Consider the following 21,667-nt stretch of genomic DNA (forward strand, 5'->3'; position numbering starts at 1 on the left):
CCGGCACGCTCATCTATCGACAGGAATCTCATGTTCTTCCTCCTCTACACGCTGTTGCTGCTGCTCGGTGGCATCGCGATGATCGCCGTCGGTGTGGCGGTCAAGGAACAGGGGACCGGCTCCCGGATCCTCAACGTGGTGATCGGCCTGGCCTTCTTCGGGTACGGCTTCTACCTGCTGTTCCTCTTCGACGGCGACAGCTACCGGATCTTCTTCTACGTCTTCGTGTTGCCGATCCTGCTGATCGTGCGCGCGGTGAAGGCACGCAAGGAAGCGCGCGAGCAGGCCGCGGCGCAGCAGTTCGCGGGCGGACCGCAGTTCGCGGGCGGCCAGCAGTACCCGGGCGGACCGTCGTTCCCGGGTGGTCAGCAGCACCCGGGCGGGCAGCAGCAGTTCGCGGGCGCGCCGCAGTACCCGGGTGGGCAGCAGCAGCCCGGCATGTACCCGGGGGCGGGGCACGGTCAGCCCGGCCCGGCGTTCCCGCCCGCCCAGGGCCAGCACGCCCCGGGTCAGCCCGCACCGTACGGCGCCGCGCCGCAGGGGCACCCGGGTCAGCCCGCCCCGCAGGGCTGGTACCCGAATCAGCCGGCGCCTCAGGGCAGCGCGCCCCAGGGCCACCCGGGCCAGCCCACGCAGTACGGCCCCGCGCCGCAGGGGCACCCGGGTCAGCCCGCGCCGCAGGGCTGGCACCAGGCTCAGCCGGGTTCGCAGGACCGATACTGATCAGCCGGAGCGCCCCGGCTCACGCCGAGAACTGCCGGAAGCCGCGAGTGGAACGTCATGGGTGTCAAACCGCCGTTTTGACACCCATGGCGTTCCACCCAACAGCGGCCGCCGCAGCGCGGCGGCCAGCGCGGCAGGGCCAGCGCGGCGGGGCGGCCAGCAGGGCAGGTCAGGGGGGCGGGGGCACCAGGCGGGTGTGCAGTGCCGCCGGGTCGGTCACCTCGGGCAGGTCGCGGGCGGCGAGCCAGGCCGCGGCGGCCGCCCCGTCCCCGGCGCCGTGCAGCGGTGCGCCGGGCCACCGTTCGGCCAGTTCCGCGCGTACCGCGCCGGCCAGCGGGGTGTCACCGGTGAGCAGCCCGCCGCCGAGCACCACCGGTTCGGTGGCGCCGGGCGGGCGGATGCGGGACACGCTCTCGGCCAGCAGCGCCGCGGCCTCGGCGATCAGCGCGGCGGCTGCCGGTTCCCCGTCCCGTGCCGACGACACCACGAGCGGCGCGAGCCGGGCCAGTTCCACAGGCGGCCGCCGGGTCACCGCCTGCACCACGGCTCCGGCCGTCGCGCGCGGCTGAGCGTCCACGGCGGTCGTGCCGGTCAGCTCCGCCAGCACCCGGCGTCCCAGCTCACCGGGGGTCTCCGCGCGGTCCAGGTCGGTCAGCAGCCGCCGGACCGCCTCGCGGCCGAGCCAGAACCCGGAACCCGCGTCGCCGAGCAGCCAGCCGTGGCCGTCGGCGGTGCGGTCCAGCCGCAGGTCGCGTACCTGGGCGGCGATGGCGCCGGTGCCGGCGACGAGCACGGTGCCGTCCGGGGCGGCGGTGCCGGAGGCGTAGGCGACGAGCGCGTCGCCGTGCACGGCGTACGGGCATCGCAGCCCCGCCTCGGCCCACGCGTGGTCGAACGCGTCCCGGCCGCGCGGGTCGGCCAGGAGGCGGCCGGCCCCCGCGAGGCCGATGACGCCGGCGCGTACCCGATGGGGGTCGATGTCGGCGAGCGCCGCGCGCAGGGCGGCGAGCAGCTCGGCGGCGGCCCGCTCGGCGCCGTGGCTGGTGGGGTTGCCGCCGCCGGCCCGGCCGGCGCCCAGACGCGTGCCGTCGAGGCTCAGCGCGGTCGCGCGGGTGGACGTGCCCCCGACATCGAGGCCGAGCACGACGGTGTCCGACATGGTCCTCATGCTGGTCGGCCGCGTCGCCGGGCGCAAGATCGCGCCGGTGCGCCAGGTAACAGTTTGAAAACTTCGCCCACGCCCTTGACACGGAGGGCCCTTCAGTAAGAACTTTTACCACTAACAGTTAACACTCTTTTCCGAAAGGCTTCCGCCGATGGTCGAGCACGAGGTGGAGACTTCCGCGGCGACCGCGGTGGTCGATGCCGGTCCGGCCGACCGGCTGGGCGCCGACGGGGTGCTGGCCAGAGTCCGGGCCGGTACGGGGGAGTTGACCGGGGCGCTGCGCCGGGTCGCCGAGCACGTGCTCAGCGACCCGGAGGCGGCGGCCCGGGCCACCATCGTCGAGCTGGCCGAGCGCAGCGGCACGTCACCGGCGACCATCACCCGGTTCTGCCGGGCGATGGGCTTCGAGGGATACGCCGACCTGCGGCTCGGCATCGCCGCCGAGACCGGGCGGGCCCGCTCGGCCGGCTGGACCGTCGACATCGGACGGGAGATCCAGCCCGGCGACCCGCTGTCCCGGGTGCTCGACCAGATCATGGCCGCCGACACGCGGGCCATGCACGACACCGCCGCGCTGCTCGACCTGGCCGAGGTGGAACGCGCGGCGGTCGCCATCGCCGGGGCCAGCCGGGTGAACATCTTCGGGGCCAGCGGCAGCGCGCTCGTCGGCGAGGAGATGCAGTTCAGCCTGCACCGCATCGGCGTCGCCGCGTGGGCCTGGAGCGACGTGCACGAGGGACTCGCCAGTGCCGCGCTGCTGGGCGCCGGGGACGTGGCGCTCGGCATCTCGCACACCGGGCAGACCCGGGAGACGATCGAGCTGCTCGCCGAGGCGGGCAGTCGCGGGGCCACCACAGTCGCGCTGACCGGCTTCCCCCGCTCGCCGCTGGCCGAGCTGGCCGACATCGTGCTGGTGACCGCGAGCCAGGCCACCACGTTCCGGCCGGACGCGCTCTCCGCCCGGCACCCGCAGCTCGTCGTGCTCGACCTGCTCTACATCGCGGTGGCGCAGCGCACCCACGACCGCGCCCACGCGGCCTTCCGGCGTACCGCCCAGGCCGTCGACGGGCACAAGGCCGCGAAGGGGGCCCTCTCATGATCAGTGCCCAGCGGTACGCCGACGCGGTCCGCCCGGTGCTCGACCGGCTGGTGGACAGCCAGGCCGTGGCGGTGGATCGCGCGGCCGACCTGATCGCCTCCGGGCTGCGCGCAGGATGCGTGCTCCAGGCGTTCGGCGCCGGCCACTCGGAGGCGTTCGCCGCCGAGCTGGTCGCCCGGGCCGGTGGCCTGGTCCCCGCCAACCGGCTCTCCCTGCACGACCTCGTGTTGCACGGCGACGCGCCCCGCGACGTGCTCGCCGACCCGAAGCTGGAACGCGACCCGGCCGTGGCGCACCAGCTCTACGCCCTGGCGGCGCCGCAGCCGGGGGACGTGTTCGTGGTCGCCTCGCAGTCCGGCATCAACGGCTCGGTGGTCGAGCTGGCGACGCTGGTCAAGCGCGGAGGCCATCCGTTGATCGCTGTCACCTCGGTCGAGCACACCGCCCGGGTAGCTCCTCGGCACCCCTCCGGGCACCGGCTCGCCGACCTCGCCGACGTCGTGCTGGACAACGGCGCGCCGTACGGCGACGCACTGCTGCCGCTCGAGGGCGGCGGCGCGGTCTGTGCGGTCTCCTCGGTCACCGCGGCGCTGCTGGCGCAGCTGCTGACCGCCGAGGTCGTACGACGGTTCCACCAGGCCGGAGAGGTACCCCCTGTCTACCTCTCCGCCAACGTCCCCGGTGGGGACGAGCACAACCTCGCCCTCGAGTCGCGGTACGCCGGGCGTCTCCGGCGGACCGCCTGACCCGACCCACAAGGAGAGACAAGATGTCGGTTTCCCCCGAGAAGTTCGGCGACGTCAGCCGTCGGACCCTGCTGCGGCGCGCCGCGGCGGCCGGTCTGCTGGCCGTACCGGCGGCGGGTCTGCTGAGCGCGTGCGCCGGCAGCGAGCCGAGCAAGTCCGACGGCGGCGGCGCGGCCAAGAGCAAGGACAACCCGTTCGGCGTCAAGGACGGCAGCGCGGTCAAGGTGGTCGTCTTCAACGGTGGCCTGGGTGACCAGTGGGCCAAGGAAGACAAGGTCATCTTCAACGCCAAGCACCCGAACATCACGGTCAACATGTCTTCGACCCAGAAGATCAAGACCGAAGAGCAGCCCAAGATGGCGACGCAGCCGAGCGATCTGGTGATGAACTCGGGCGCCGACATGATGGACCGCAGCACGCTGATCAACGAGGGCGCGATCGAGCCGCTGGACGACCTGCTCACCGCGCCGGCCTGGGACAGCGAGGGGACTGTGGCCGACAGCCTGCTGCCGGGCACGGTCGCCGACGGTACGCAGAACGGCAAGTTCTACGTCGTGAACGTCGCGTACACGGTGTGGGGCAACTGGTACAACGCCGCGCTGTTCAAGAAGGAGGGCTGGACGGCGCCGACCACCTGGGACGAGTTCTTCGCGCTCGCGCCGAAGATCAAGGCCAAGGGCATGGCGCCGTACGTGCACGACGCGGTGCACGGCTACTACCCGCGCTGGGCGCTGTTCGCCAGCATCTGGAAGGCGGTCGGCAAGCAGGCCGTCGTCGACATCGACAACCTGAAGGACGGCGCCTGGAAGGCCGACGGCATCGTCGCGGCGCTGGAGCCGTGGGAGAAGCTGGTCAAGGACAAGCTGCTGCTGCCGGGCAAGCTCGACCACACCCAGTCGCAGCAGGCGTTCCTGGACGGCAAGGCGGCCTTCATCCAGGTCGGCACCTGGCTGAAGAACGAGATGGCCGCGACCATCCCGCCGGGCTTCGAGATGACCATCTCCGACTACTGGAGCAAGAGCGGGGACAAGGCCGCCAAGGACGTCTTCGCCTCCTCCGGCGAGGGCTTCGTGGTGCCGAGCAAGGCGCCGAACAAGGAGGCCGCGAAGGAGTTCCTGCGGGCCATCCTCTCCAAGGCCGGTTCGGCGAAGTTCGCCGAGCTGACCAAGTCGCTGGCCTCCACCAAGGGCTCCGGCGACAACGTCCAGGACACCGCGCTGGCGTCGGCGAACTCGCTGATGAAGAACGGCAGCTCGGACCTGATCTCGGTGAAGTTCCCGGACTTCTACGCCGACCTGGACAAGGAGAGCCAGAACCTCTCCGAGGAGCTGATGGCCGGCCGCCTGACCGCGCAGCAGTTCGTCGACAAGATGCAGGCGGCCGCCGACAAGGTCGCCAAGGACTCGTCGATCAAGAAGCAGACCCGCACCGCCTGATCACCGCGAGGAAGTGAGTCCAATGCGGCACGGAGTCGCGCGTTTCGTCACGGGCTTCCTGGCCCTGCCCGTCGCGCTGTACCTGTTCTACGTGGTGTGGCCGTTCGCCCAGGCGGCGGGATACTCGCTGACCGACTGGGGCGGGTACTCCGATTCCCAGCGCTTCGTCGGGCTGGACAACTACGTCCGGCTGTTCTCCGACGAGCTGATCCGGAAGGCGTTCTGGCACAACGTGTTCTTCCTGGTCACCGTGCCGCTGTTCACGATCGCGCTGGCCCTGTTCCTCGCGTTCCTGCTCAACGTGGGCGGACGCGAGGACAGGGCCGGCATCCGCGGGGTGTTCGGCTCCGGGCTCTACAAGGTCATTTTCTTCTTCCCGCAGGTGCTGTCGCTGGTGGTCATCGCCGTCATGTGGCAGCAGATCTACCGCACCGACGGGCAGGGCCTGATCAACGGCCTGCTCATCAAGATCGGGCTGGTCGACGCGGACAACCCGATCGCCTTCACCGCCGATCCGGAGCCGTTCCTCGGCGTGCCGGCGGTGCTCTGGTGGCTGCTGTTCATCGCGGTGTGGAGCGGCGCCGGCTTCTACATGGTGCTGTTCTCCGCCGCGATGCAGTCCATCCCGAAGGACATCTACGAGGCCGCGATCCTCGACGGCGCGGGCCGGTTCCACACGTTCTTCAGGGTGACCCTGCCGCTGCTGCGGGACAGCATCTCGGTCGCCTGGGTCTATCTGGGCTTCATCGCGCTGGACATGTACGCGCTGGTCTTCGTCATGACGCCGAGCCAGGGCGGGCCGAACCACGCCAGCGAGATCTTCGCCTCGGTGATCCAGTTCAACGCGTTCCAGAAGGGCCAGTTCGGTTACGCCTGCGCGATCGCCGTCGCGCTGGCCATCTTCACCATCCTGCTGGCCGCGCTCCAGCTGAGGATCACCCGCCGTGAGCGGATCGAGTACTGAGGAGGTCTGGACGATGAGCACTGTGACCCACACCTCCGGCCCGGCCCGGTCCGACACGGCGCCGCCGGACCGGCCGCCGGCGGACCGGCGCGCGAAGGACGTCGGCAACGGCTTCGGCGGCCGGATCTTCAACGGCTTCTCGCACCTGTTCCTCGCGGTCTGGGCGATCATGGTGGTCTACCCGCTGCTGTGGGTGGTGATGTCGGCGCTCAAGACCGACTCCGAGGTGATCCGCGAGCCGCTGTCGCTGATCCCCGACGCCCTGCAGTGGGACAACTTCGCCCGCGCCTGGACCGCCGGGATCGACAGCTTCTTCCTGAACACGCTGCTCGTGCTCGTGTTCAGCGTGACGCTGACGATGCTGCTGGGCTCGATGGCCGCGTACGCCCTGGCGCGCTACGAGTTCCGCGGCAACCGGCTGATCTACTGGATGTTCCTGTCCGGGCTGACGCTGCCGATCTACCTGGCCGCTGTGCCGCTGTTCAAGGGCGTCTACAACACCGGGGTGAGCCTCCCGCTGCTCGGCCCGAACAAGCACCTCATGCTGATCCTGGTCTACGTGGCCTGGTCGCTGTCGTTCACGATCTTCTTCATGCACTCGTTCTTCCGGACGCTGCCCGACTCGATCGCCGAGGCGGCCCAGGTCGACGGGGCCTCGCACACCCGCACGTTCTTCAGCGTGATGCTACCGATGGCCAAGCCGGGCCTGATCAGCATCGGCATCTTCAACGTGCTCGGCCAGTGGAACCAGTGGTACCTGCCGACGCTGCTCATGCAGTCGGTGTCCGGCGAGCCGAAGAACCAGGTGATCGCCCAGGGTCTGATCGAGCTGTCGGTCAACCAGGGCTACAAGTCCGACTGGTCCGGACTCTTCGCCGGTGTCACCATGGCGATGCTTCCGGTGCTGATCGTGTACATCGTCTTCCAGCGCCAGGTGCAGTCCGGCCTCACCGCCGGCGTCAGCAAGTAACCCTCCGGGGGGTGTAAGGAAGGGCCCCTTGTTAACGCTCGGCGTTAACAAGGGGCCCTTCCTCTACCGCAGGCGTTAAGAGGGGGCCCTTCCTTCCACGCGGAGCGTGTCAGGGGGAGGGGGCAGAATGCGTCCGTGCTGGTGGCGGTGGTGGCGGACGAGCGGGGCAGCGGCGTGCTGCAACCGCTGCACGCCGACGGCACCCCGTCCGGCCCGGCCGAGGAGGTCACCGACCTGGCCGCCGCCGTGGCCGCCCGGGAGGCCGCCGGGCACCCCCGCTGGGTCTGGGCCGCCTGGGCGGGCGCCTACCCGGCGCTGCTGCGCGCCGGGGTGCGGCTCGACCGCTGCCACGACGTCGAGCTGACCGAGGCGCTGCTGCTCGGGCACGCGGGCCGGTGGGGCGAGCCCCGCGCGCTACCAGCCGCCTGGGCCCGGGTCACCGGCGCGCCGGTCCCGCCGGACCCGGCGCCCCGCCCGCCCGAGCCGCCCGGTCACGCCCAGGCCGCGCTCTTCGAGCCGCCGTCCGGCCCGCCCGGTCCGGGCATCACGGCGTTGACCCGGGTGTACGCAGACCAGCTCGCCCGGATCGCCGCGACCACCCACCCCGGCCGGTTCCGGCTGCTGGTGGCCGCCGAGTCGGCGGGCGCGCTGGTGGCGGCCGAGATGGGCGCGGCCGGTCTGCCCTGGCGCGCCGACGTGCACGACGCCATCCTGGCCGACCTGCTCGGCGAGCCGTCCCCGGTCGGTGGGCCGCCGCGCCGGCTGGCCGAGTTGCAGGCCCGGATCGCTGACGCGTTCGGCGTACGCCAGGTGCACGCCGACTCGCCCGCGGAGCTGTTGCGGGCGTTCGCCCGCGCGGGCGTGGACCTGCCGAACACGCGCGCCTGGGTGCTGCGCGGGGTGGAGCACCCGGCGGCGCCGCTGGTCCTCGAATACAAGGAGCTGTACCGGATCTGGACGGCGCACGGCTGGGCCTGGCGCGACGCCTGGGTCTCCGGCGGCCGGTTCCACCCGGAGTACGTACCGGGCGGCGTGGTCTCCGGCCGGTGGGCGACCCGGGGCGGCGGGGCGTTGCAGATCCCGAAAGTGATCCGGCAGGCAGTGGTGGCGGACCCGGGCTGGACGTTCGTGGTCGCAGATGCGGGTCAGCTCGAACCGCGCGTGCTCGCGGCGGTCTCCGACGACGAGCGGCTGGCGGCGGCGGGCGGCGCCGGTGACCTGTACGCCGCGCTGGCCCGGGACGCATTCGCCGGTGACCGGGCGAAGGCCAAGGTCGCCCTGCTCGGGGCGATGTACGGGCAGACCGGCGGGGCGGCCGTGCCGGCCCTGGCGGTGCTGCGGAAGAACTATCCGACCGCGTTCGGCTACGTCGAGGCGGCAGCGCGCACCGGTGAGGCGGGCGGGCTGGTCCGGTCCTGGCTGGGCCGCACCTGCCCGCCCGGGTCGGCGGGGTTCGCCGAGGGGGAGGAGCCGATGCCTGACGGCGGGGCCGATCCGCACAGCCCGTCGGCTCGGGCGGCCCGCTCGCGGGGGCGCTTCACCCGCAACTTCGTCATCCAGGCCACTGCTGCCGAGTGGGCCTCCACGCTGCTGGCGACGCTGCGCACCGAGCTGGCCGGCACGGAGGCGGAGCTGGTCTTCTTCCAGCACGACGAGGTGATGGTGCACTGCCCGGCCGGGCAGGCGGCAACCGTCGCCGAGGCGGTCACCGCCGCCGGCGTGCGGGCCACCCGCCTGCTGTTCGGCGACACCCCGGTCCGGTTCCCGCTCGACCTGTCGACAGTGGACTGCTACGCGGACGCGGCATAGTCACGCAATTTTCTGTTTTGCCCCGCTACCCGCCCCCGGCCGCGCTCGTTGGGCCCGGTGTGCGTACGACGGGACGGACCGGGCGGCTGTGCCCGGTCCGTCCCCTGATCGAGGGGGCACCGCTGAACCGGATCGCTGCAATGATCATCGCCGCCGGTGGCGGCCGCCGCATCGGCGGACCCGAAGCGCTGCTGCACCAGGGCGAGAAGCCGCTGGTCAGCCAGATGATCGACACGATGGCCGAGGCGGGCTGCGCACAGGTCGTGGTCGTCCTGGGCGCGGCGGCCGAGCAGGTGCGGCAGACCACCGACCTGACCGGCGCCACTGTCGTGGTCAACCGCGCCTGGGGCACCGGGGTGGGCTCCTCGATCCGGGCCGGACTCGCCGCGCTCACCGACGACGACATCGAGGCGGTCGTCGTGGTGCCGGTGGACATGCCCGGGCTCACCGCGGCGGCGGTCCGCCGGGTCACCGCGCTGCCGTACCCGGACGTGCTGGTCTGCGCCACCTACGACGGGCTGCGCGGCTACCCGATGCTGTTCGGCCGCCGGCACTGGTCCGGCATCGCCACACTGGCCAGCGCGGACGTGGGGGCGCGGCCGTACCTGCTGGCGCACAAGGACCAGATCGTCGACATCGCCTGCGACGCGGTGGCCGACGGCAGCCGGATCGACAGCCCGGAGCTGATGGCGCTGTACGGCCTGTCCATCCCCGAACAGCGCGTCGGCGCCTGAGGCGCGCCCCGCTGTCGGACCCGGATGCCACGATGCCGTCATGGCCTACGACGAGGACCTGGCGAACCGGGTACGGGAAGCCCTCGGGCACGAGCCCGGCATCACCGAGCGGCGCATGTTCGGCGGCCTGGCGATGATGCTGCGCGGCAACATGGCGGTGGTCGTGCGCGGCGCGGGCGGCCTGATGGTCCGGGTCGACCCGGCCGAGGCCGAGCGCGCGCTGGCCGAGCCCGGCGCCGAGGCGACAGTCATGCGGGGCCGGGAGATGCGGGGCTGGGTCACCGTGTCGCCCGATGCCTGCGAGCGCGACCCGGACCTGACCCGCTGGGTCGGCAGGGGCGTCCGCTTCGCGCGCACCCTCCCGGCGAAGTAACGCGACAGCGGGGAAAATCCGGCTGCGCGGCCGGGCCGCCCGGCCTACGCTCCTGACCTGCCGCCGACGACGGCGGCGGATCGGAGACGGGCGGATGGCGGTTCACCTCTACGCGGTCAGCCTCGACGCGGGCGACCCACGGCGGCTCGCGCGGTTCTGGTCCGGGGTGCTCGGCCGGGAGATCCTCGACGACCCGCGCGAAGGCGTGGCGCTGGGCGGCGACGCCCACAGCGACTTCCGCATCCGGTTCCTGCCCAGCACTGCGCCGAAGACAGTGCAGAACCGGATCCACTTCGACCTGACCAGCGCGTCGCCGCAGGCCCAGCGGGACACCGTCGACCGGGCGCTGACGCTGGGCGGGCAGCACATCGACATCGGCCAGGGGCCGGACGACGACCAGGTGGTGCTCGCCGACCCGGAGGGCAACGAGTTCTGCGTCATCGAGGCGGGCAACAACTTCCTCGCCGGCTGCGGCCCGGTCGGCGCTGTCAACTGCGACGGCACCCGGGCGGCAGGCCTCTTCTGGAGCGAGGCGCTGGGCTGGCCGCTGGTCTGGGACCAGGACGAGGAGACAGCGATCCAGTCGCCGCGCGGGGGCGCGAAGGTCACCTGGAGCGGCCCGCCGCTGATGCCCAGCGGCGGGCGGGACCGCGTACACCTGGATCTGGTCGCGGACGGCGACCGGGACGCGGAGATCGACCGGCTGCTGGCGCTCGGCGCGACCCGGGCCGGTACGGGAGAACACACCGCCGACGACGTGGTGCTGGCCGACCCGGACGGCACCGAGTTCTGCCTCCTGACGCCCCGCTGAGGCGGGTGCGGCCCCGGGGGACCGCACCCGCACCGATCAGCGCAGCCGCAGGCTCGGCTCCAGCGTGACCTCGAACAGCCGGTCCCACGGCAGCTCGACCCGCACCGCGGTGACCCGGTCCAGCGTCGCGGTGAACGTCCTGCGTCCGCGTACCCCGAGCACCAGCTCGCGCCCGGCGAAGTGGTCGGCGAAGTACCGCTCGGTCAGCGGCACCAGCCGGTCACGTACCCAGCCGTCGAAGTAGCGCTTCTGCTCGGCGGTCAGCGCCAGCGGATCCCAGCCCTGCGCGCGGGCGTGCGCGTACGCCTCGACCTGCACCACGTTCTTCCACGGGTCGTCCTTGACGAACCGGTAGAGCAGGTACTCGGCGTGCGCCTGGGCCGGCCCGCGCAGCTCCGGCACGCCGAAGCCGCTGCCGGACGAGCGCAGGTACGCCCACCGCGCGGTGCCGTGCGCGAGCGCCAGCCCGAGCGCGTTGCCGCCGGTGTTCCACCCCGAGTACGACAGCAGCGCCGGCAGGTCCAGGCGGGCCTCCATCCGGGACACCAGGTCGTGGTCGCCCTTGTTGACGATCAGCGGGTCCACCACGATCACCGGGGTGCCGGCGGCCAGCAGCTCACCGATGCGGCCGACGAACGCGTCCAGGTCGGCGGCCCGCTGCCCGGCCGCCGCCGAGGGGGTGTTCACCGCGAGGACGATGTCCGCGTCGCCGGTCACCACCCGGCCGCCCACCGAGGTGACGTGCCGGCGGATGTTCTCCGCGAACGGGATGCCCTCCAGCGCTGCGGTCCAGCCCTCGCCGGACACCCCGGCGTACTCCACCCGGTAGGTGGGCGTGGCGCCGGCGGCGACGACCCGCGCGACGAGCAGCGCGTTGACCTCGTCGGCGCCGGGGAAGATCTCCACCCGGTCGCCGACGCCGAGCCGCGCCACCAGCGCCTCCAGCTCGACCCGCTCGGCGCGGGCCAGGCCGACCGGCGCGGTGTCGTCCTCGGAGAGCACCAGGTGGCTGATCGTCCCGTCCGCGACCCACTCCACCATCAGCCGGTTGACCTGGTGGTTGCGTGCCCGCGCGGCCAGGTAGTCCTCGACCACGGCGTCCGGGATCCGCGCCCGCACGGCGTCGAGCTGGCCCCGCAGCGACTCCTGGCCCAGGTTGACCACCTGGTCGTACAGCTTGGCCCACTGGACCACCAGGTCACGGTAGTTGTCCAGGTCGGTGCCGGTGCTGGTGATCGCGAGCCGCTGGATCGTGTCGTGCACCTCGATCACCGCGTCCGACCGGCGTGCGCGCAGCCGCCGGATCGCCTCCAGGTTGCGCAACGCGTCGGCCAGGGCCGGTGCGGCGGTACGCGAGGCGATCAGGCCCCCGTACGCCAGCATGCTCACCGAGATCACGTACCCGTCGACGCCGTCGACGCCGTCGAGCCAGCGGGCGATGCCGGCGCCGTCACCGCGGGTGAAGAAACGGCCCAGCAGGTTCCGCGGCGGCAGCAGCACCTCGGCATCGGCGCTCGCACCGGTCATCTCCGCGCAGTACGTGTTGACCGGCCGGTCGTCCAGCGGCACCAGCGCCACGCTCGGCCGCCGGCCGGCGGGCCGGGCGAAGGCGGGGCCGTCGAGGGCGACTGTGGCCAGGCCGGCCGCGCCGGTGGCCGCAAGAAGGGTTCTTCTCTTCATCGATGCTCCCTTTTCTCCGGCGCGCTCGCCGCCCGGGGGGTGGCCGGAACCAGCCGGCGGGTGATCCACAGCGGTGAGGTGACGGCGTTGCCCATCACCACCGCGTGGGCGCCCGCCTCGAAGGCCCGGCTGATCTGCTCCGTGGTCCGGTAGCGCCCTTCGGCGATCACCGGTACGGGCAGCAGCGCGGCGAGTCGCGCCACGAGCCCGAGGTCGGGCCCGTCGATCGGTGGGCCGGCCGGCGTGTAGCCGGACAGCGTGGTGGCGACCGCGTCCGCGCCGGCCTCGACGGCGGCGACGCCCTCGGCCACAGTGGCGACGTCGGCCAGGACCAGCGCGTCGCTCTGCTCGTGCACCGCGCGGACGGTGTCGGCGAAGGTCCGCCCGTCGGGCCGGGGGCGGTCGGTGGCGTCCACCGCGACGACGTGCGACCCGGCCCGCACCGCCTCCAGCGCGTGCCCGGCGGTCGGGGTGATGAACACGCCCTGCGTGCCGTGCTTGTACAACCCGATCACCGGCACGTCGACGGCGGCGCGTACCGCCCGCACGTCGTCGGGACCGTTGACCCGGACCGCCACCGCGCCGCCGCGCACCACGGCGGCCGCCACGCGGGCCTGGACGTACGGGTCGCGCATCGGGTCGTCCGGGTCGTCGGGCAGGGGCTGACAGGACACGACCAGCCCGCCGGCCAGTTCGTCCAGGACACTCACGTGCTTGTTCCTCCGTCGTGGTGGATCGGTGCGGTGGCGAGCCGGGCGGCGCCGACCACCACCGCGTCGGCGTCCAGCGCCGCGGGAAGCAGCGGCACGTGCGCCCAGCCGCCTGGTAGCTCCGCCCGGTAGGCGGCCGTCGCGGCGGGAAGCACTGTGGCGGCGGCGCCGCCCGCGACCACCACCGCGTCCGGGTCGAGCAGGGCGACCAGCCCGGCCAGGGCCGCGCCGAGCGCGGCGCCGGCCCGGTCGACGACCTGCCGGGCGGTCGCGTCACCGGCCGCCGCGCGCCGCGCCACCTCCCGGCCGGTGACCGGGTCACCGCCGGCGAGCGCGTACGCGGCGGCCAGGCCGGTGCCGGAGGCGATCGCCTCCAGGTGCCCGTACCGGCCGCAGCCGCAGCGCAGCCGGTGTGCGCCCGGTGCCGGCAGGTGCCCGAGCTGGCCGGCCGCGCCCCGGGCGCCGCACTCGACCCGCCCGTCGTTGACGATCGCGCCGCCCAGGCCGGTGCCGACGGCGGCCAGCAGCACGTGCCCCCGGCCCTGTCCGGCGCCGGCCCAGCACTCGCCGAGCGCCGCCGCGGCGACGTCGTTGGTGACGCGCACCGGCCGGCCCAGCCGCGCGGCCAGCTCGTCGGCGACCGGGGTGCCGGCCCATCCGGGCAGGCTGTCGGTCGCGTACCGGATGGCGCCGGTCGCCGGGTCGACGGTGCCCGCGGTGCCCACCCCGACCGGCCCGGGGCCGGCGGCGGCGAGCAGGTCCGCGGCCAGGCCGGCGGCGGTGTCCAGCACCGCGGCCGGCCCGCCGCGCGCGGGGGTGGGCGCCTCGCGGCGGCCGAGCACCCGCGCACCGGGACCGACGAGGGCGGCGGCGGTCTTGGTGCCGCCGATGTCGATCCCGACGACCGGACCGGTCATCCCTTCAGACCGGTGTGCGCGAGGCCCTCGACGAACTGCTTCTGCGCGATGACGAACACCGCCAGCACCGGCAGTGCGGTCATCGACGCCGCCGCCAGCTGGACGTCCCACATCGGACCGCCGTACGCGTCGACGAACTGGGTGAGCGCCTGCGGCAGGGTGAACTTGTCCGGCGAGGAGAGGAACACGATCGGTTCCAGGTACAGGTTCCAGCTGTGCAGGAACGTGAAGATGGCCACCGCGCCGAGCGCGGGCCGGGACAGCGGCAGCGCGATCTTCCAGAACGTGGCGAAGCGTCCCAGCCCGTCGACCCGCGCCGCCTCCTCCAGCTCACCGGGGAGGCTGATGAAGAACTGCCGCATGATGAACGTCGCCAGCACGCTCGGCGCCCCGAAGATCGGCACCAGGATCAGCGGCCAGTGGGTGTCGATCAGGTCGAGCTTGAAGAACATCTGGAACAGCGGCACGATCGTCACCTCGCTCGGGATGAGCAGGCCCGCGAGGACGACCAGGAACAGCACGTTCTGTCCCCGGAACCGGATCCGCGCGAACGCGTACCCGGCCAGCGACGCCACGGCCAGCGTGCCGACGGTGACCAGCAGCGCGATGTAGAGGCTGTTCAGGTACTGCTGCCCGAACGGCTGCAGCTCGAACACCCGCCGGTACGCGTCCAGCCGCGGATCGGTCGGCAGCAGCTGCGGCGGGAAGGAGAAGATGTCCGCCACCGGCTTCAGCGACGAGGTGACCATCCACCAGGTGGGGAACACGAACGGGACGGCCAGGACCATCAGCACCCCGTAGAGCACCAGCTTGGTCCGCCGGGACAGGTCACGATTCATGGAAGACCCACCTCTTGCGCATCTGCCACTGCAGCACTGTCAGCGCGAGCACGATGACGAACAGCAGGATCGACAGCGTCGCGCCGTAGCCGAAGTGATGGAACTGGAAGGCCTGCTGGTAGAGGTAGTAGACGAGCACAGTGGTCGAGGTGCCGGGCCCACCCTGGGTGAGCACCGCGATCTGCGCGAAGACCTGCAGCGAGCCGACCACCGTGATGATCGACGTGAGCATGATCGTGGGGCTGATCAGGGGCACGGTGATCCGCCAGAACTGGCGCATCCGGCTCGCGCCGTCGACCTCGGCGGCCTCGTACAGATCGGCCGGCACGCCCTGCAGGGCGGCCAGGAACAGCACCATGTTCAGGCCGACGTTCTTGAACACCTGCACGACGATCACCGACAGCATCGCCGTGCCCTCGCCGCGCAGCCAGTTGGGGCCGTCGACGCCGATGGTGTCGAGCAGGCCGTTGATGCCGCCGTTGTCCTGCAGCAGGAAGCCCCAGACGATGGTCCACGCGACCAGCGAGACCACCACGGGGGAGAAGAACAGGGTGCGGAAGACGATGGTCCCGCGCAGCTTCTGGTTGAGCAGGACGGCCAGCAGCAACGCCAGGCCGAGGTTGAACACGACCAGGCCGACCGAGAACAGGCCGGTCGACCGCAGCACCGGGCCCAGGTTGGGGTCGTCGGCCAGCGCGGCGTAGTTGTCGGTGCCGATGTAGTCGAAGCTGCCGGCCAGCACGTTCCACTCGTGCAGGCTGTACCAGACCACGAGGACCAGCGGCAGGATCACGAAGACCACGCTGCCGAGCAGCTGCGGGGTGATGAACAGGTATCCGGTGAGCTGGTCCCGGCGGCGGGTGGTCCAGAACGGCCGGGCCCGGCCCGGGGTGGGCCCGGCAGCAGCCGGGCCCACCCTGGTGTCCGTCTGGGTCATGATCCTCGGCCCTACTTCGCCAGCAGCGGCTGGATCTTGGAGCAGACGCCGTCGAGTACGCTCTTGACGTCCGCGTCCGCCTTCCACAGCGGGTCGAGCGCGGCGCGCACCTGCTGGCTCAGCTCGGCCTGCCCGGAGTGGCTGGGCTTGACAGTGCCGTTGGTGATGCCGTCGATGACGACCTTCTGCAGCTGCTCCGGCTTGAGCTTCGGGTTCGTCTTGGCCAGCGTCTCGGCGGTCAGCTGGGACTGCCGCGGCGGCGGGAAGAACTGGGCCAGCTTCGCCGAGTTGGCGGGGTTGGTGAAGAAGGCCAGGAAGTCGGCGGCCTGCTCGGCGTGCGGGCTCTTCTTCATCACGCCGATGCCGGCCTGGCCGACCACCGCGTACGGGCCCTTCGGGCCGGCCGGCAGCGGGACCAGGTCCCAGTCGAAGCCGTTCTCCTTCAGCAGCGAGGCGCGGGAGATCTGGGTGACGGTCATGGCGGCGTCACCGGCGAAGAAGTCGGCGGTCGTGCCCGGACCGGGCAGCGCCTTGCCGGTGAAGATCGCCTTGTGCAGCGTGGTCATCGCCTCGACCATCTCCGGGCTGTTGAACCCGCAGCTGCGGCCGTCCTCGCTCCACGCCTGGGCGCCCCAGCCGGTCCAGAACGTGGCCAGGTTGTCCCAGCCCTTGTAGTCGAAGTCGCGGACCACGAGCCCGGCCTTGCCCGACTTCGCCGCTGTCGCGCCGGCCGCGGCGAGCGCGGTGTCCCAGTTCCACTGCCCGGCCGCGATCAGCTCGGCCGGGGTCTTCTGCCCGGCCTTCTTGAGCATGTCGTTGTTGACGAACACGCCGAACGGCGAGGTCGAGAACGGGTACGCGAAGAGCTTCCCGTCGTTTCGCCAGAGCTTCAGCGTGGCGGGGGAGAGGTCGTCGTACTGGTAGCCGTCGGCCTTCTTCAGCGTGTCGTCGAGCGGGCTCAGCGCGCCGGAGGCGACGAAGTCCGGAGCCGAGTTCTCGAAGATCCACGCGAGGTCCGGCGCGTTGCCGCCGGCGATCTGCGTGGTCAGCGTCGTGGTGTAGTTCTCGAACGGCAGCGGGTCGAACTTGATCTCCGCGACGTCCGGGTTGTTCTTGCGGTACTCGTCGGCGATCTCGTTGAACAGCTTGAGGTGCGCCTCGTTCGCCGACCAGACGGTCATCCGCAGGCTCGCCGGACCGTCGTCCTTTGCGTCGCCGCCACCGCCGCAGGCGGTCAGGGCGAGCACACCGGTCATGGTCGCCGCGACCAGGCCGGACAGTCTTCCGTATCTCACTTTCTTCTCCTCACCGGGGGTTCAGTAGCCCGCGATCTGCGGCCAGCGGCATTCCACGCCGGCGGCCGAGATGCGGTCCGTGAATTCGGCCAGCAGGCGGGGGGTGCCGCGGACCGCGCGCGGGGACTCGCCCCGCGCAAGGCAGAAGTCGGCCAGCAGGCCGGCGACCTCACCGACGTTCCACTCGACCGGGTGCAGTCGGTAGCTGCCGTTGGTGACGTGCGTGGTGCCGATGTTCTTGCCGGCCGGCAGCAGGTTCTCCATCCGCTGCGGGATGAGCGCGCCGAGCGGGATCTCGAACGGGCAGGAGCCGACGTCGATGTAGTTGTCGCCGCCGGTCGACGGGTGCAGGTCGATGCGGTACATGCCGACGCCGACCGAGTCGGGGTAGCTCACCGCGCCGTGCTCGCCGCGTACCGCGAGGGAGAGGTCCTGCTCGACCACCGTGTACTCGGCGCGGATGCGGCGCGACTCCCGGATGTAGGGCGCCTGCGCCAGCCCGTCGGGGCTGCCGGTCACGTCGCCGCGCAGCCGCAGCCCCGGGTAGCCGGTGCCGCCGTCGGGGCGGGGCGCCTCGGTCTGGAGCCAGTACAGGACGGAGTACGACAGCTCGCGCGCCTGGGACAGGTGCCAGGACGCGTTCGGCACGTCGATGACCGGGCCCTCGAAGTAGTCGATCATCGGCCAGTTGACGAGCGTGATGTCGCTGCCGTACGCGCCGTCGACGAAGTTGCGCCGCGCCGCGATGCGCCGGAACGTCCACAGGTTGCCGTCGCCCGGGTTGAGCCGCTGGTCGGCGTTGACGCCCAGCGGGTCGTCGTCCGGGTTGGGGGTGAAGCTGCGCTCCACGATCTCCAGCGTGCGCGGGTGCGGCGACCGCCAGGACAGCAGCCGGTCGCCCCAGAAGTCCGGCTTGTAGTCGCGCCAGAAGTCGTAACCGGCGGGACGGTCGATGGTGTGGTCGCCGTCGACGTGGTCCAGCGCGAAGCAGACGGACACCGCCTGCATGTTCAGCGGCTGCGCCTCGGCGGGCGCGCTCGGCTCACCGGTCTGCGCCTGCGACTCGAACCCGGTCACGTACTCGGTGCCGGTCAGCGGCAGCAGCTCACCGGTCTCGGTGGCGTCCAGGACGTACGGCGCCTCCACCTCGATCCGCTCGTCGCGGTCCCGGTGGGCGAGCGTGACGCCGGTGACCCGGTCGCCGTCGGTCTCGGCCGCGACCGGCCGGTACGGCTGCAGCACCGTCAGCCGCCCGGACCCCCGGTACGGCGCGAGCATCTGCTCCAGGACGGCGACCGCGACGCGAGGCTCGTGGCAGAGCCGGCTCACCCAGCCGGCGCCCGGGTTCAGGTCGGTCCACGCCCGGGACCGCTCGGTCAGCGGGTAGTGGCGGCGGTAGTAGTCGCGGATGCCGTCGCGCAGCTCCCGGTAGCTCGCGGTGGCGCCGAACTGCTCGATCCAGGAGTGCTCGTCCGGCGGGACCGCCTGGCTGGTGAGCTGCCCGCCGAGCCAGTCGAACTCCTCGGTCAGGATGACGGACCGGCCGGCACGGGCCGCGGCCAGCGCCGCGGCGACACCGCCCAGTCCGCCCCCGACGACGAGGACGTCCGCACGCATTAGTACCACTTGCTTCCTTCCAGTTGCGCGGCCGGGCGTGTCAGCGCCGGTCGGCCGCCGATCCAGGGACGCCGAGGGTGTCGCCCTCGACGAGTTCGCAGGGCAGGAGCCGTTGCTGGAGGCCGCCGGCGCTGCCGTCGATGACGCCGGTCAGCACCTCGACGGCCTGGCGGCCCATCTCCTCGCGCGGGATGCGGAACCCGGTGAACGTGATGTCGGTGGGCACCGGGACGGTCGGGTCGCCGAGTGTCACGACGGACAGGCCACCGGGCACCGTCAGTCCCTTGCGGCGGGCGGCCGACTCCAGCGCGACAGCGGTGGCGAAGTCCTCCACGAAGGCGACGGTGCTGCCGTCGGCCCGCAGGTCGTCCACTGTGGCGTCGGCGGTCTCCGCCGTCGCGGTGATCTGGCGGGCGCTCTCCGCGCCGGCCGCGCCGGCGTGGAAACCGCTGCGCCGGTCGTGCGAGGACTCGGCCGCGGTGCCCATGCCCACGTACGTCAGGCGCCGGTGCCCCAGGTCCAGCGCCCGCTCCGCCAGCCGGTGGACCGCGCTGGCGTAGTCGGCGCCGACGTAGGGCACCGGCCCGCCGGCGTCGTCGCGGCGCCCGACGGCGACGTAGGGGAACCCGTCGCGGTTGAGCCGGAGCAGCTCCGCGCCGTCGATCTCCCGGCCGAGCAGGATGCATCCGTCGGCCAGCCGCAGCCGGTTGTCCTGGTGGAAGATGCGCCGCCGGCCGTCCACCACCGGGGCGCTGGTGAACAGCAGCAGGTCGCAGCCGACCCGTTCGGCGTACTCCTCGATGCCGAGCAGGAACGGGTGGAAGAAGTCCCGGCTGCCGCTGGGGAAGGCCGGCTCGTAGGTGAAGACGCCGATGATCCGGTTGAACCCGGAGGCGAGGCGGCGGGCGGCCGGGTCGGCGGCGTACCCCGTCTCGGCGATGACCTGCAACACCCGGTCCCGTGTCTCCGGCGCGATCCGGACGTCGGCGTCGGTGCGGTTGTTGAGCACCAGCGACACGGTCGCCTGGCTGACGCCGGCCATTCGCGCGATGTCACGCTGGGTGACACGCCTGGGGGGAGGGGTCACGTCGGTCCTTCCACTTCCGCTAATGCGTATTAGTGATCGGGTCGGGATGGAGCCTCTCTGCTGTCCCGGCGTCCTGTCAAGGGGTGGCCGGAAGATTTCCGTTCGATGAACTCCCTGGAGTAATGCGCATTAGTAGCCGCGCTCGACTCTCTCTGGCGGCTGTTCGGGCGGGGATCTTGACAAGGGCCGACCGGGCGCGCGACAGTAGGCGGACCTTGGCACTAATGCGCATTAGCGTGTCGTCGATCGTCCGCCCGGGCGATCGACGATGCCTGCTTCCCTACCCAGAGTGATGCTGGGTGGCCCCTTCCTGCTGCCAACCCGGGCGCTACCGTTCCCATGGGACGGTCGTGGCGCCGTCCGCACGGGGGAGGGGACAACGTGGGCACCACTGTCGCTCGTCATCTCGCGGGAGCCACGGCGGCCTGGCTCGTCGTCGTCGCGGAGGCGGTCGCCGGTTACCTCGGCCTGCTGGCGTACGCGCTGGTCACCGGCGCCGACCCGGGTGGCCCGCTGGCCGGGCCGCTGCTGGTGCTGATCGCGGCGCTGCTCGGCGTGGCCGCGCTGCCGCTGCTGTTCGCGCCGGCCGTCGCGCTCGGTGCGGCGGCGGGCAGGCGGCGGACCGGTCCGGCGCTCGCGTTCGCCGGGCTCGTCGCGGTCGTGCTGGCCGCCGGGTACGCAGCCGCGGTGGCGGTCGCCACGGACGTGCCCGGCGCCCGGGTGCCGCTGGTGGCCGGGATCGCCGCGCTGCTGGCCCTCCCGCCGACGGCGGCGTACGCGCTCACCGCCCGCGGCGTGGGCTGGACCGCCCGCCTGATCCGGCGCCGGACGGCCACCGCCCGCCCGGTACGCGCCGAGGCGGGCTGACCTACACCTGGATGTCGAAGCGCTGCAGCACCGACGGGGCGACCAGCCCCACCGCGGCCAGCACGGCCAGGATCGTCATCGCGGTGCGCAGCACCACCGTCTCGGCCTTGCTGCCGGTACGCAGGGCGATCTTGTTGGGCAGGCCGATCATCGTCCACATCCGGCGTTTGATCGGGATGGGCCACAGGATCGGCACCCCGGCCCGGGTGATCATGTCGCCGAGGATGTGCACGAAACAGCCCACGCCGACGGCGAGCCCGATCATCGGATAGCCCCGGTCGCCGGGCAGGTTGGCGAACGTGAACCAAGCCGCGGCGGCGGACACCAGCGTGACCACCACCCAGCCGGCGCGCTCGGCCCACTGGTCGAACAGCCCGCGCAGCGCCAGGCCGATCATGAAGAAGAGGATGCCGACCACCGCCCACTTGCCGTAGTGGGCGCAGAGCGCGGTGGTGCCCCAGCCGACGAGCACGGTGAACGGGATGGTGTGGGTCAGCGTGCGGTGCCCGTTGTTGCGGCGGGGATCCTTGCTGAGCTTGGTGGCGTAGTAGACGCCGAGCGAGATCTTCTCCATCACCTCGGCGACGAAGAGGCTGACCACACCGAACGTGCGGGCCACGGTGGCGCCGCCCTGGTTGCGGGTGACCTTCCCGGACAGGTCGAGGTCGGGGAAGAGCGCCCCACCGGCGCAGACCGCGGTGCCCACCGCCAGGGCCAGCGGTGTCTGGTGGTAGTCCGCGAACTGGGCCATCGCCCAGGAGCCGGTCAGCCACGCCGCCGCGCCCGAGAGCGCGTGGGACGGTCCCATCATCTCGGCTCGCCCTTCCCGAAGATCTTGATCCAGAAAACTACGCCACTGTAGTCAGCCCGTGTGACAGCGGGGCATCA

Annotated in this window: 21 protein-coding genes; 11 read left to right on the forward strand and 10 right to left on the reverse strand. The window is 72.3% G+C overall.

The window, feature by feature from the left end; genetic code table 11:
- The first annotated feature begins 30 nt into the window (after positions 1-30).
- A complete protein-coding gene (locus FHX31_RS07935; protein WP_184975655.1) occupies positions 31-723 on the forward strand; it encodes a polyadenylate binding domain-containing protein in 693 nt (230 codons plus the stop codon).
- A 169-nt stretch (positions 724-892) separates the two neighbouring features.
- Here the strand turns inward: FHX31_RS07935 and FHX31_RS07940 are convergent, their stop codons facing one another.
- Positions 893-1,882 (reverse strand): N-acetylglucosamine kinase, encoded by a 990-nt coding sequence (locus FHX31_RS07940; protein WP_123111109.1) that lies wholly within the window; start codon positions 1,880-1,882, stop codon positions 893-895.
- Between the two features lie 157 nt (positions 1,883-2,039).
- On the opposite strand from FHX31_RS07940, the gene FHX31_RS07945 reads away from it, so the two are divergent.
- The 9 genes from FHX31_RS07945 (at position 2,040) to FHX31_RS07985 (ending at position 10,830) form a co-directional block, all read left to right on the forward strand.
- Positions 2,040-2,987: a MurR/RpiR family transcriptional regulator gene (locus FHX31_RS07945; RefSeq protein WP_013287340.1), complete on the forward strand. Its 948-nt coding sequence runs from the start codon at positions 2,040-2,042 to the stop codon at positions 2,985-2,987.
- Positions 2,984-3,733 (forward strand): SIS domain-containing protein, encoded by a 750-nt coding sequence (locus FHX31_RS07950; RefSeq protein ID WP_013287339.1) that lies wholly within the window; start codon positions 2,984-2,986, stop codon positions 3,731-3,733. The genes FHX31_RS07945 and FHX31_RS07950 overlap by 4 nt, the downstream gene beginning before the upstream one ends.
- Before the next feature lie 23 nt (positions 3,734-3,756).
- Positions 3,757-5,169: an N-acetylglucosamine/diacetylchitobiose ABC transporter substrate-binding protein gene (ngcE, locus tag FHX31_RS07955; RefSeq protein WP_013287338.1), complete on the forward strand. Its 1,413-nt coding sequence runs from the start codon at positions 3,757-3,759 to the stop codon at positions 5,167-5,169.
- A 22-nt stretch (positions 5,170-5,191) separates the two neighbouring features.
- On the forward strand, positions 5,192-6,133 hold the full coding sequence (locus tag FHX31_RS07960) for a carbohydrate ABC transporter permease (protein ID WP_013287337.1): 942 nt from the start codon (positions 5,192-5,194) through the stop codon (positions 6,131-6,133).
- A gap of 13 nt (positions 6,134-6,146) precedes the next feature.
- A complete protein-coding gene (locus FHX31_RS07965; RefSeq protein WP_030272735.1) occupies positions 6,147-7,103 on the forward strand; it encodes a carbohydrate ABC transporter permease in 957 nt (318 codons plus the stop codon).
- A 135-nt stretch (positions 7,104-7,238) separates the two neighbouring features.
- The gene (locus FHX31_RS07970; protein WP_486481657.1) at positions 7,239-8,912 is read left to right on the forward strand and encodes a bifunctional 3'-5' exonuclease/DNA polymerase; all 1,674 of its coding nucleotides are present in this window, start codon (positions 7,239-7,241) and stop codon (positions 8,910-8,912) included.
- Positions 8,913-9,052: 140 nt separating this feature from the next.
- The gene (locus tag FHX31_RS07975) at positions 9,053-9,646 is read left to right on the forward strand and encodes a nucleotidyltransferase family protein (RefSeq protein WP_091331223.1); all 594 of its coding nucleotides are present in this window, start codon (positions 9,053-9,055) and stop codon (positions 9,644-9,646) included.
- Between the two features lie 40 nt (positions 9,647-9,686).
- Positions 9,687-10,019 carry a TfoX/Sxy family protein gene (locus tag FHX31_RS07980; protein ID WP_013287333.1) on the forward strand — a complete coding sequence of 111 codons (333 nt, stop codon included), beginning with the start codon at positions 9,687-9,689 and terminating at the stop codon, positions 10,017-10,019.
- Positions 10,020-10,113: 94 nt separating this feature from the next.
- The gene (locus FHX31_RS07985; protein WP_047893609.1) at positions 10,114-10,830 is read left to right on the forward strand and encodes a VOC family protein; all 717 of its coding nucleotides are present in this window, start codon (positions 10,114-10,116) and stop codon (positions 10,828-10,830) included.
- A gap of 36 nt (positions 10,831-10,866) precedes the next feature.
- Here the strand turns inward: FHX31_RS07985 and FHX31_RS07990 are convergent, their stop codons facing one another.
- From FHX31_RS07990 to FHX31_RS08025, 8 genes are read right to left on the reverse strand one after another with little or no spacing between them, the layout of a single operon-like run.
- Entirely contained in the window at positions 10,867-12,510 is a 1,644-nt protein-coding gene (locus tag FHX31_RS07990; RefSeq protein ID WP_184975658.1) for a DUF4127 family protein, read from the reverse strand.
- Positions 12,507-13,220 (reverse strand): N-acetylmannosamine-6-phosphate 2-epimerase, encoded by a 714-nt coding sequence (locus tag FHX31_RS07995; RefSeq protein ID WP_013475966.1) that lies wholly within the window; start codon positions 13,218-13,220, stop codon positions 12,507-12,509. The genes FHX31_RS07990 and FHX31_RS07995 overlap by 4 nt, the downstream gene beginning before the upstream one ends.
- Entirely contained in the window at positions 13,217-14,137 is a 921-nt protein-coding gene (locus FHX31_RS08000; protein WP_013475967.1) for an ROK family protein, read from the reverse strand. The genes FHX31_RS07995 and FHX31_RS08000 overlap by 4 nt, the downstream gene beginning before the upstream one ends.
- A complete protein-coding gene (locus FHX31_RS08005) occupies positions 14,134-14,976 on the reverse strand; it encodes a carbohydrate ABC transporter permease (RefSeq protein ID WP_013475968.1) in 843 nt (280 codons plus the stop codon). The genes FHX31_RS08000 and FHX31_RS08005 overlap by 4 nt, the downstream gene beginning before the upstream one ends.
- Positions 14,966-15,913 (reverse strand): carbohydrate ABC transporter permease, encoded by a 948-nt coding sequence (locus FHX31_RS08010; protein ID WP_184975661.1) that lies wholly within the window; start codon positions 15,911-15,913, stop codon positions 14,966-14,968. Before FHX31_RS08010 ends, FHX31_RS08005 begins: the two co-directional genes overlap by 11 nt.
- Before the next feature lie 11 nt (positions 15,914-15,924).
- Positions 15,925-17,208 carry an ABC transporter substrate-binding protein gene (locus FHX31_RS08015; protein WP_402883410.1) on the reverse strand — a complete coding sequence of 428 codons (1,284 nt, stop codon included), beginning with the start codon at positions 17,206-17,208 and terminating at the stop codon, positions 15,925-15,927.
- 21 nt (positions 17,209-17,229) lie between these two features.
- On the reverse strand, positions 17,230-18,825 hold the full coding sequence (locus FHX31_RS08020) for an FAD-dependent oxidoreductase (protein WP_030272743.1): 1,596 nt from the start codon (positions 18,823-18,825) through the stop codon (positions 17,230-17,232).
- Between the two features lie 40 nt (positions 18,826-18,865).
- Positions 18,866-19,912 carry a LacI family DNA-binding transcriptional regulator gene (locus tag FHX31_RS08025; RefSeq protein ID WP_013287324.1) on the reverse strand — a complete coding sequence of 349 codons (1,047 nt, stop codon included), beginning with the start codon at positions 19,910-19,912 and terminating at the stop codon, positions 18,866-18,868.
- A 381-nt stretch (positions 19,913-20,293) separates the two neighbouring features.
- Between FHX31_RS08025 and FHX31_RS08030 the strand changes: the two genes are divergently transcribed.
- The gene (locus tag FHX31_RS08030) at positions 20,294-20,779 is read left to right on the forward strand and encodes a hypothetical protein (RefSeq protein ID WP_184975663.1); all 486 of its coding nucleotides are present in this window, start codon (positions 20,294-20,296) and stop codon (positions 20,777-20,779) included.
- 1 nt (position 20,780) lies between these two features.
- Here FHX31_RS08030 and FHX31_RS08035 read toward each other — a convergent pair whose 3' ends face one another.
- Positions 20,781-21,590, reverse strand: a complete 810-nt coding sequence (locus FHX31_RS08035) for a metal-dependent hydrolase (protein ID WP_013287322.1) — start codon at positions 21,588-21,590, stop codon at positions 20,781-20,783.
- Positions 21,591-21,667 lie beyond the last annotated feature (77 nt).

The organism is Micromonospora sp. CNZ286 (genome assembly GCF_014207755.1).

What these genes read in the sequence shown, in the direction of transcription:
- FHX31_RS08000 (WP_013475967.1), bottom strand. Translation starts at nt 14,137, where the DNA reads ATGACCGGTCCGGTCGTCGGGATCGACATCGGCGGCACCAAGACCGCC.
- FHX31_RS08020 (WP_030272743.1), bottom strand. Translation starts at nt 18,825, where the DNA reads ATGCGTGCGGACGTCCTCGTCGTCGGGGGCGGACTGGGCGGTGTCGCC.
- FHX31_RS08005 (WP_013475968.1), bottom strand. Translation starts at nt 14,976, where the DNA reads ATGAATCGTGACCTGTCCCGGCGGACCAAGCTGGTGCTCTACGGGGTG.
- ngcE (WP_013287338.1), top strand. Translation starts at nt 3,757, where the DNA reads ATGTCGGTTTCCCCCGAGAAGTTCGGCGACGTCAGCCGTCGGACCCTG.
- FHX31_RS07960 (WP_013287337.1), top strand. Translation starts at nt 5,192, where the DNA reads ATGCGGCACGGAGTCGCGCGTTTCGTCACGGGCTTCCTGGCCCTGCCC.
- FHX31_RS07985 (WP_047893609.1), top strand. Translation starts at nt 10,114, where the DNA reads ATGGCGGTTCACCTCTACGCGGTCAGCCTCGACGCGGGCGACCCACGG.
- FHX31_RS07980 (WP_013287333.1), top strand. Translation starts at nt 9,687, where the DNA reads ATGGCCTACGACGAGGACCTGGCGAACCGGGTACGGGAAGCCCTCGGG.
- FHX31_RS07975 (WP_091331223.1), top strand. Translation starts at nt 9,053, where the DNA reads ATGATCATCGCCGCCGGTGGCGGCCGCCGCATCGGCGGACCCGAAGCG.
- FHX31_RS07950 (WP_013287339.1), top strand. Translation starts at nt 2,984, where the DNA reads ATGATCAGTGCCCAGCGGTACGCCGACGCGGTCCGCCCGGTGCTCGAC.
- FHX31_RS07965 (WP_030272735.1), top strand. Translation starts at nt 6,147, where the DNA reads ATGAGCACTGTGACCCACACCTCCGGCCCGGCCCGGTCCGACACGGCG.
- FHX31_RS08035 (WP_013287322.1), bottom strand. Translation starts at nt 21,590, where the DNA reads ATGATGGGACCGTCCCACGCGCTCTCGGGCGCGGCGGCGTGGCTGACC.
- FHX31_RS07935 (WP_184975655.1), top strand. Translation starts at nt 31, where the DNA reads ATGTTCTTCCTCCTCTACACGCTGTTGCTGCTGCTCGGTGGCATCGCG.
- FHX31_RS07990 (WP_184975658.1), bottom strand. Translation starts at nt 12,510, where the DNA reads ATGAAGAGAAGAACCCTTCTTGCGGCCACCGGCGCGGCCGGCCTGGCC.
- FHX31_RS07945 (WP_013287340.1), top strand. Translation starts at nt 2,040, where the DNA reads ATGGTCGAGCACGAGGTGGAGACTTCCGCGGCGACCGCGGTGGTCGAT.
- FHX31_RS07940 (WP_123111109.1), bottom strand. Translation starts at nt 1,882, where the DNA reads ATGTCGGACACCGTCGTGCTCGGCCTCGATGTCGGGGGCACGTCCACC.
- FHX31_RS08010 (WP_184975661.1), bottom strand. Translation starts at nt 15,913, where the DNA reads ATGACCCAGACGGACACCAGGGTGGGCCCGGCTGCTGCCGGGCCCACC.